This is a genomic window from Streptomyces sp. MBT65, assembly GCF_016612545.1.
GTDB lineage: Bacteria > Actinomycetota > Actinomycetes > Streptomycetales > Streptomycetaceae > Streptomyces.
In genome coordinates this window covers 1-7,134 of the sequence record NZ_JAENRY010000483.1, presented here as the reverse complement: position 1 = coordinate 7,134, position 7,134 = coordinate 1, and the positions used below count along the sequence as shown (strand labels likewise).

The following is a 7,134-nucleotide window of genomic DNA, read 5'->3' as shown; positions in this document are numbered from 1 at the left end:
AGCAGCGCATCCTGGTCGGCGGCGGCCTGCGCCTCGAGCACGTACCGACCCTGCGCGCCGCCGACCAGGATGCGCTGCTCGTACCCCGGTTCGCCGCGCAGTGCCGCCTCGCGGAGCAGCGTGGACAGGCCGTCGTCGACGCCGTCGGCCGAACCGGCGGTGAGGTAGGTGTCCAGGCCGGGCAGGTCCGCGAGTTGTTTGCGCAGGGCGTCGCGGTCGGCGGCGCGGTCGATCGCGCGGTGGAACGTCCAGGCGCAGCCGTCCAGTTCGGCGACGACCCGTTCCACGGCGTCCAGGTCGACGCGGCCGTCGGGGTCGAGGAAGCCGAGCACGAACTGGTCGGCGCCGGCGGTCCGCAGCTCCCCGGCGACCCGGACGAGTCGGTCCACGTCACCGGCGGCGAAGCCGTCCGCGAGGCGCAGCATCACGCGCAGGTCGATGTCGACGGCGGCGCGGATCGCGGCGAAGGTCTCCACCGGCGGGGTGAGGCCGTCGGCCGCCATGTCGCTGACCAGTTCGAGACGGTCCGCGCCTCCGGCCTGGGCGGCGATCGCGTCCTCGGCGCCGAGGGCGATCACCTCCAGGACTGCACGCGTGCTCATAGGACCCCTTCCGTCGTGTTCCCTGGAGCGGCTACAGGTCTAGTCCAATCTCAGGGTACGCGGGGGACCAGGGGGCCGCGAGATCGCCCCCGCGAACGGCGAACGACAACTGGCCGTCAGCCGAAGATGTTCAGGTCCTCGGCCTTCGCGCCCGCCAGCTCGTACGTGACGCCGTCCGGCACCGGCCGTCCCGCGTACAGCCGTACGAGCGTGGCCGCGTCGCCGATGTATCGCGCCGGGGTCAGCTCGCCGGACGCGTCGCCCAGCCGCAGCGGATCGTCCAGGTCGTCGAGGTCGGCATGCAGAGGCTGGCAGCTTTTCTGACGGGTCACACGGGCGAGAAGGGTTAGAGCGGACCCCAGCCCCTGGCCCCCATAGGCTCCGGGCGCTCCGAGAACGTCCCGTACGTCACCGGCGTGCACCCACTCACCGAGCGCGACCGCGTCCAGCGCGCCGCCCGCGCGGGCGATCGCCGCTCCGGCCTCGGTCATGCCCCGCTCCAGTTCGTCGAGCACCTGCGCGTTCGTCCGGTCGGCCCGCGCCGCGATGTCCCGGTCGTTGGCCTCCGGCGAGAACACGCCCTTCTCGAACCGGCCCTCCACCACCCGCGTCAGCGCGGCCGCGCAGTGCGCGAGGACATCCCGCACGGTCCACCCCGGACACGCGAGGGTCGCGAGCGCGAAGTCGTCGTCCGGGCGGGCCCGGAGCAGCGGGATCAGCGCGTCGCGCTCGGTGGTGAGGAGCCGGCCGGGCAGTTCGGGGTCGCGTACGTCGTGTGTCGTGTCGGCGTAAGTCATGCGTTCCACGCTAGGGGCGGGCGCGCGGGAGGAAAATAAGGGGCATGGCCGATCTCGACGCCCTCCGCGCCCGCTGGACTCACGCCCTCGAAGGGGCCCGCACCCCCGCCACCGGACCCGACCCGGGGCCGTACGCCGAGAATCTGCTCGCCCGCTGGCAGGAGCCGCAGCGGCACTACCACACGCTCACGCACCTCACCTCGGTCCTCGACCACATCGACGTGCTGGAGAAGCACGCCGAGGACCCGGACGTCGTACGGCTCGCGGCCTGGTTCCATGACGCGGTCTATCTGCCCGACCGCTCCGAGAACGAGGAGCGGTCGGCGCGGCTGGCCGAGCGGGCGCTGTCCGAGGCGGGCGTACCGGACGGGCGGACCGCCGAGGTCGCCCGGCTGGTCCGGCTCACCGTCACGCACGCCCCCGCCGACGACGACCGCGACGGCCAGGTCCTGTGCGACGCGGACCTGGCGATCCTGGCCGCGCCGCCGTCGGCGTACGCCGCCTACACCGCGGCCGTCCGCGAGGAGTACCACTTCGTCCCCAACGACGCCTTCCGGGAGGGCCGTTCGGCGATCCTGCGTCAACTCCTGCACCTGCCACGCCTGTTCAGGACGCCGCACGGGGCCGCGGAGTGGGAGGCGACGGCACGCTACAACCTGGGGGCGGAGCTGGATCTGCTGGCACTTTAATCACGGCGGGCGTCGGTCGCCGCCCGTATGCTCCCCCGCATGGGGACAACGGGCGGCGAAACAGGCGCACACCAGGTGGAAGAGGCTGTAGCGAGCTGTGTCTCGCTGCTGCGAACGGCGACCGGTCAGGACTGGGAGAAGCCCAAGGCCGGCCGGCTGGAGTGGAGTTGCAGGTACACCGCTGAGCACATCGCCGGTGATCTCATCGCGTACGCGGGCCAGTTGGCCGGCCGCGCGCAGGACGCGTACCTCCCCTTCGAGCTCACCCTCGACGACGGCACCGACAACTCCGGTGTCCTGGACGTGATCGAGGGAATGGGCGCCCTGCTCGCCGCCGCCGTCCGCACCACGCCCCGTGAGGTGCGGGCCTTCCACCCGTACCCGTTCCGCAGCGCGAACCGCGAGGGCTTCGCCGCGATGGGCGTCGCCGAGGTGCTGCTGCACACCCACGACATCGCCGAGGGCCTGGGTCTGGAGTACCGACCCGCCCCCGAACTGCCCGAGTTCGTCCTCGGCCGGATCTTCCCGCACATCCGCCCCGCCGCCGACCACTGGCGCACGCTGCTGTGGGCGACCGGCCGCGGCGAACTCCCCGACCGCGCCCCCGTCACCGACTGGCGCTGGCACAACAACCTCGTCCACACCACCGACCGCCTCACCCTCCAGGGCATCACCCCCGGGGCCGCGGGCGATCTGGTCTCCGGCGGCGACGGAGGGTTCGCGTGGATCGAGGGCGGCCCGTACCTGGGCACCCGGGAGTCCGCCACCTTCCTCCTCAAGGCCTACGCGTCGGGCGTGCACCGCCCGGAGTTCGGCGTGTTCGCCCTGGTCCGCCGCGAGGACGGCCGCGCGATCGGCGGCATGGGCTTCCACGGCGTCCCCGACGAGGAGGGCCGCGCGGAGATCGGCTACGACCTGGTGGAGGGCGCCCGCGGCCAGGGCTACGCGACGGAGGCGCTGCGCGCGCTCGCCGCGTGGGCGCTGGCCCGCGACGACGTGCACACCCTCTTCGCCACGGTCGAACGCGACAACCTCGCCTCCCAGGCGGTGGTCACCCGCGCGGGGTTCCGGAAGGTGAGCGAGGACGGGGACGGGGACGAGTTCGCCTACGAACTCACCCGCTGAGCAGCCGAGTTACCAGAAGCCCCTCACAGCCACCGAGTTACCAGAAGTCCAGCACAGCCACCGAGGGCAACTCGCCTACTGCGCCCGCCCCTTGGGCCGCCGCAGTCCCGCCGCCGTCAGCAGCCGGACCACCTCCCGGCTCCTGACCTCCACCGCGCCGGCGGCCACCGCGGCCGCGTAGTGATGTGACGGAATGTCGTAGTGATCGCGCTCGAAGGCCCGGCGCGGTACGCCCAACTCCTCGGCGAACAGGTGGAGTTCGTCGTACGAGACATCGCTGACGAGGTGGGACCAGAGGCGTCCGTGGCCCGGCCAGGTGGGCGGGTCGATGTAGACGGTCACGGGGAACCCAGGCTTCCCACCGGGGCGACCTTCACGCCCGCCTGGTGGCACACCCAGTGCGGGTCGGGTCCCAGTTCCGGTTCGATCTCCAGGGCGTGCGGGTCGCCGGAGGAGCAGACCGGGCAGAGCGGCCAGCGCCCGTACGCCTCCAGCAGCGCGTCCTGCACGTCCTGCGCGACCAGGCCGGCGACGTACTCGACGCCCTCCGGCCACTGCTCCACCCACCACCGCCGCTCCGCGACGGACGTCTCCACCATGGACACCACGTCCGCCGCGACGACCTCGCGGGAGGCCAGGTCGGCGAGCACGAGCGCGCGAGCGGCGTGCAGCGCCTGCTCCAGGGGGCTGACGGGATCGCCGGTGGGGTCAGGGTTGGGGTCACTGCTGGGGTCCATGCACCCATTGTGCGCACTCTTGACCCGGTCACCGGAACGAAAATACCTTTCAGAGGTGACCCAGGACGTGAAGGAAATTTTCTCCAGCGCCTCCGGGAGTACGCCACCCGCGGCCCTGGCCGCCAAGGTGCGCACCCTCGCCCCCTCCATGACCCGCTCCATGCAGCGCGTCGCCGAGACCGTCGCCGCCGACCCGGCCGGCTGCGCGGCCCTCACGGTCACCGGCCTCGCCGAGCTCACCGGCACCAGCGAGGCCACGGTCGTCCGTACCGCCCGCATCCTCGGCTACCCCGGCTACCGCGACCTGCGCCTCGCGCTGGCCGGGCTCGCCGCGCAGCAGCAGTCGGGGCGGGCGCCCGCCCTCACCACCGACATCACGGTCGACGACCCGATCGCCGACGTCGTCGCGAAACTCGCCTACGACGAGCAGCAGACCCTCGCGGACACGGCCGCCGCGCTCGACACCGTCCAGCTCGGCGCGGCCGTCACCGCGCTCGCCGCGGCCCGCCGTACCGACATCTACGGCGTCGGCGCGTCCGGGCTCGTCGCCCAGGACCTCACCCAGAAGCTGCTGCGGATAGGGCTCATAGCCCACGCCCACAGCGACCCGCATCTCGCCGTCACGAACGCCGTGCAGCTGAGAGCGGGGGACGTGGCGATCGCGATCACCCACTCCGGATCCACCGGTGACGTCATCGAACCGCTGCGGGTCGCCTTCGAGCACGGGGCCACGACCGTGGCGATCACCGGGCGGCCGGACGGGCCGGTGACGCAGTACGCCGATCACATTCTTACGACGTCCACGGCTCGGGAGAGTGAGCTTCGGCCCGCGGCGATGTCGTCCCGCACGAGTCAGCTGCTGGTGGTGGACTGTTTGTTCATCGGGGTCGCGCAGCGGACGTACGAGCAGGCCGCGCCGGCGCTGTCGGCGTCCTACGAGGCGCTGGCGCACCGGCATCGGCGCTGATCCACCGCTCGTCGTCCGCGGACCGGTGGGGGCCGCTCGCGCCCACGCGGCGGATCCGCACGTCGACACGGCCCCGCGCCCCTGAGCACGACACCGAACCGCACGATCGAAAGAGCCGTCTCTCCATGACCTCCACGTCCAACCCCCGTGATCTCCGCGCCGAGTTGGAGTCACTCACCACCGAGGCCTTCCGCCCCGAGCTCGCCGGTATCGACCAACTCCCCACCCTCGACATCGCCCGCCTGATGAACGCCGAGGACGCCACCGTCGCCGCCGCGGTCGCCCACCGCCTCCCCGAGATCTCCGCCGCGATCGACGCCGTGGCGCAGCGCATGGAGAGGGGCGGACGGCTGATCTACATGGGCGCGGGAACCGCCGGACGGCTGGGCGTGCTGGACGCGTCCGAGTGTCCGCCGACCTTCAACACGGACCCCTCCGAGGTGGTCGGCCTGATCGCCGGTGGCCCGGAGGCCCTGGTCACGTCCATCGAGGGCGCCGAGGACTCCCGCGACCTGGCCGAGGCCGACCTCGACGCGCTCGCGCTCACCGCCGACGACACGGTGGTCGGCATCTCCGCGTCCGGGCGGACGCCGTACGCGATCGCGGCCGTAGAACACGCGCGGAGCGAAGGCGCGTTGACCATCGGCCTGTCCTGCAACGAGCACAGCGCGCTCGCCGCGGCCGCCGAGCACGGCATCGAGGTGGTCGTGGGCCCCGAACTCCTCACCGGATCAACGAGGTTGAAGGCGGGCACGGCCCAGAAGCTGGTGCTGAACATGCTGTCCACGATCACGATGATCCGACTGGGCAAGACGTACGGGAACCTCATGGTCGACGTACGCGCCTCGAACGAGAAGCTGCGTGCCCGGTCCCGACGGATCGTCGCGCTCGCCACCGGCGCGCAGGACGCGGAGATCGAGCGGGCCCTCGCGGCCACCGACGGCGAGGTGAAGAACGCGATCCTGGTGGTCCTGGCCGGGGTCGACGGCCCGACGGCCGCCCGCCTTCTGGAGGAGTCCGGGGGCCGGCTGCGCGCGGCGCTGACCGCGGCGGGCGGCTGACCAGCACGCTCAGGGGGTGAACACCTCTCCCGCCAGCACCGCCGCCGCCCTCCTCCCGCTCGTCGGCGGCCCCGCGAACGTCACCTCCGTGGCCCACTGCATGACCCGCCTCCGGCTCGGCCTGGCCGACCGGTCGCTGGTGGACGAGGAGGCGCTGCGGGCGCTGCCCGGCGTGCTCGGGGTGGTGGACGACGACACGTACCAGATCGTGCTGGGGCCGGGGGTGGTGGCCCGAGTGACCCCGGAGTTCGAGAAGTTGGTGGGGGCGGCCGGTGAACTGGCCGCGCGCGGCGCCGAGTTGAAGGAGGCGCAGCGCGCCCGCAACGCGACCCCCGCCAAACTGCTCCTGCGCCGCGTCGCCAACATCTTCGTCCCGCTCATCCCCGCCCTGATCGGCTGCGGAGTACTGGCCGGTCTCAACGGCCTTCTCCTCAACCTGGGTTGGCTGCCGGGCCTGACCCCGGCCCTCTCCGCCATCGCCTCCGCGTTCCTCGCCCTCATCGCGGTGTTCGTCGGCTACAACACGGCGAAGGAGTTCGGCGGGACGCCCGTGCTGGGCGGGGCGGTGGCGGCGGTCGTGGTGTATCCCGGGGTCGCGAAGGTGACCGCGTTCGGGGTCGCCCTCTCCCCCGGCCAGGGCGGGGTACTGGGCGCGCTGGCCGCCGCGCTGCTCGGCACGTACGTCGAGAAGTGGTGCCGCACCTGGGTCCCCACGACCCTGGACGTCCTCGTCACCCCCACCCTGACGGTCCTGCTCGCGGGCCTCGCGACGCTCTACGGCCTCATGTACGCGGCCGGCGAGATCTCCACGGCGATCGGCACGGCCGCGAACTGGCTCCTCTCGACGACCGGCCCCGTCGCGGGCCTGATCCTCGGCGGCCTCTTCCTCCCCCTGGTGATGCTGGGCCTGCACCAGGCCCTCATCCCCATCCACACCACCCTCATCGAACAGCAGGGCTACACCGTCCTGTTGCCCCTCCTCGCGATGGCGGGCGCGGGCCAGGTCGGTGCGGCGGTCGCGGTCTACTTCCGCCTGCGCCACGACACTTCACTCCGTACGACCATCAAGTCGGCGCTCCCCGCAGGGCTGTTGGGCATCGGCGAACCGCTCATCTACGGCGTCTCGCTCCCCCTGGGCCGACCGTTCCTGACCGCC

Annotated in this window: 9 protein-coding genes; 5 read left to right on the top strand and 4 right to left on the bottom strand. The window is 72.5% G+C overall.

Annotated elements, in window-relative coordinates; all coding sequences use genetic code 11:
* On the bottom strand, positions 1 to 602 hold a 602-nt coding region (locus JHN63_RS48730), incomplete at its 3' end, for a copper homeostasis protein CutC (protein ID WP_200691568.1).
* A gap of 116 nt (positions 603 to 718) precedes the next feature.
* On the bottom strand, positions 719 to 1,399 hold the full coding sequence (locus tag JHN63_RS48725) for a maleylpyruvate isomerase family mycothiol-dependent enzyme (protein WP_200691567.1): 681 nt from the start codon (positions 1,397 to 1,399) through the stop codon (positions 719 to 721).
* Between the two features lie 44 nt (positions 1,400 to 1,443).
* Here JHN63_RS48725 and JHN63_RS48720 point away from each other — a divergent pair, with 44 nt between their 5' ends.
* Entirely contained in the window at positions 1,444 to 2,088 is a 645-nt protein-coding gene (locus JHN63_RS48720; protein WP_200691566.1) for a hypothetical protein, read from the top strand.
* A 39-nt stretch (positions 2,089 to 2,127) separates the two neighbouring features.
* On the top strand, positions 2,128 to 3,213 hold the full coding sequence (locus tag JHN63_RS48715) for a GNAT family N-acetyltransferase (protein WP_234478840.1): 1,086 nt from the start codon (positions 2,128 to 2,130) through the stop codon (positions 3,211 to 3,213).
* A 75-nt stretch (positions 3,214 to 3,288) separates the two neighbouring features.
* Here the strand turns inward: JHN63_RS48715 and JHN63_RS48710 are convergent, their stop codons facing one another.
* Together JHN63_RS48710 and JHN63_RS48705 are read right to left on the bottom strand one after the other, a co-directional pair.
* Positions 3,289 to 3,555 (bottom strand): DUF4031 domain-containing protein, encoded by a 267-nt coding sequence (locus JHN63_RS48710; protein WP_200691565.1) that lies wholly within the window; start codon positions 3,553 to 3,555, stop codon positions 3,289 to 3,291.
* Positions 3,552 to 3,950, bottom strand: coding sequence for a hypothetical protein (locus tag JHN63_RS48705; protein ID WP_200691564.1), 399 nt, complete (start codon positions 3,948 to 3,950; stop codon positions 3,552 to 3,554). Before JHN63_RS48705 ends, JHN63_RS48710 begins: the two co-directional genes overlap by 4 nt.
* Positions 3,951 to 4,005: 55 nt before the next feature.
* Here JHN63_RS48705 and JHN63_RS48700 point away from each other — a divergent pair, with 55 nt between their 5' ends.
* The 3 genes from JHN63_RS48700 to JHN63_RS48690 all read left to right on the top strand — a co-directional run.
* Complete coding sequence (locus JHN63_RS48700) at positions 4,006 to 4,917, top strand: MurR/RpiR family transcriptional regulator (protein ID WP_200691563.1); 912 nt, start codon at positions 4,006 to 4,008, stop codon at positions 4,915 to 4,917.
* 125 nt (positions 4,918 to 5,042) lie between these two features.
* Positions 5,043 to 5,978 (top strand): N-acetylmuramic acid 6-phosphate etherase, encoded by a 936-nt coding sequence (gene murQ, locus JHN63_RS48695; protein ID WP_200691562.1) that lies wholly within the window; start codon positions 5,043 to 5,045, stop codon positions 5,976 to 5,978.
* Between the two features lie 16 nt (positions 5,979 to 5,994).
* On the top strand, positions 5,995 to 7,134 hold a 1,140-nt coding region (locus tag JHN63_RS48690; protein WP_200691561.1), incomplete at its 3' end, for a PTS transporter subunit EIIC.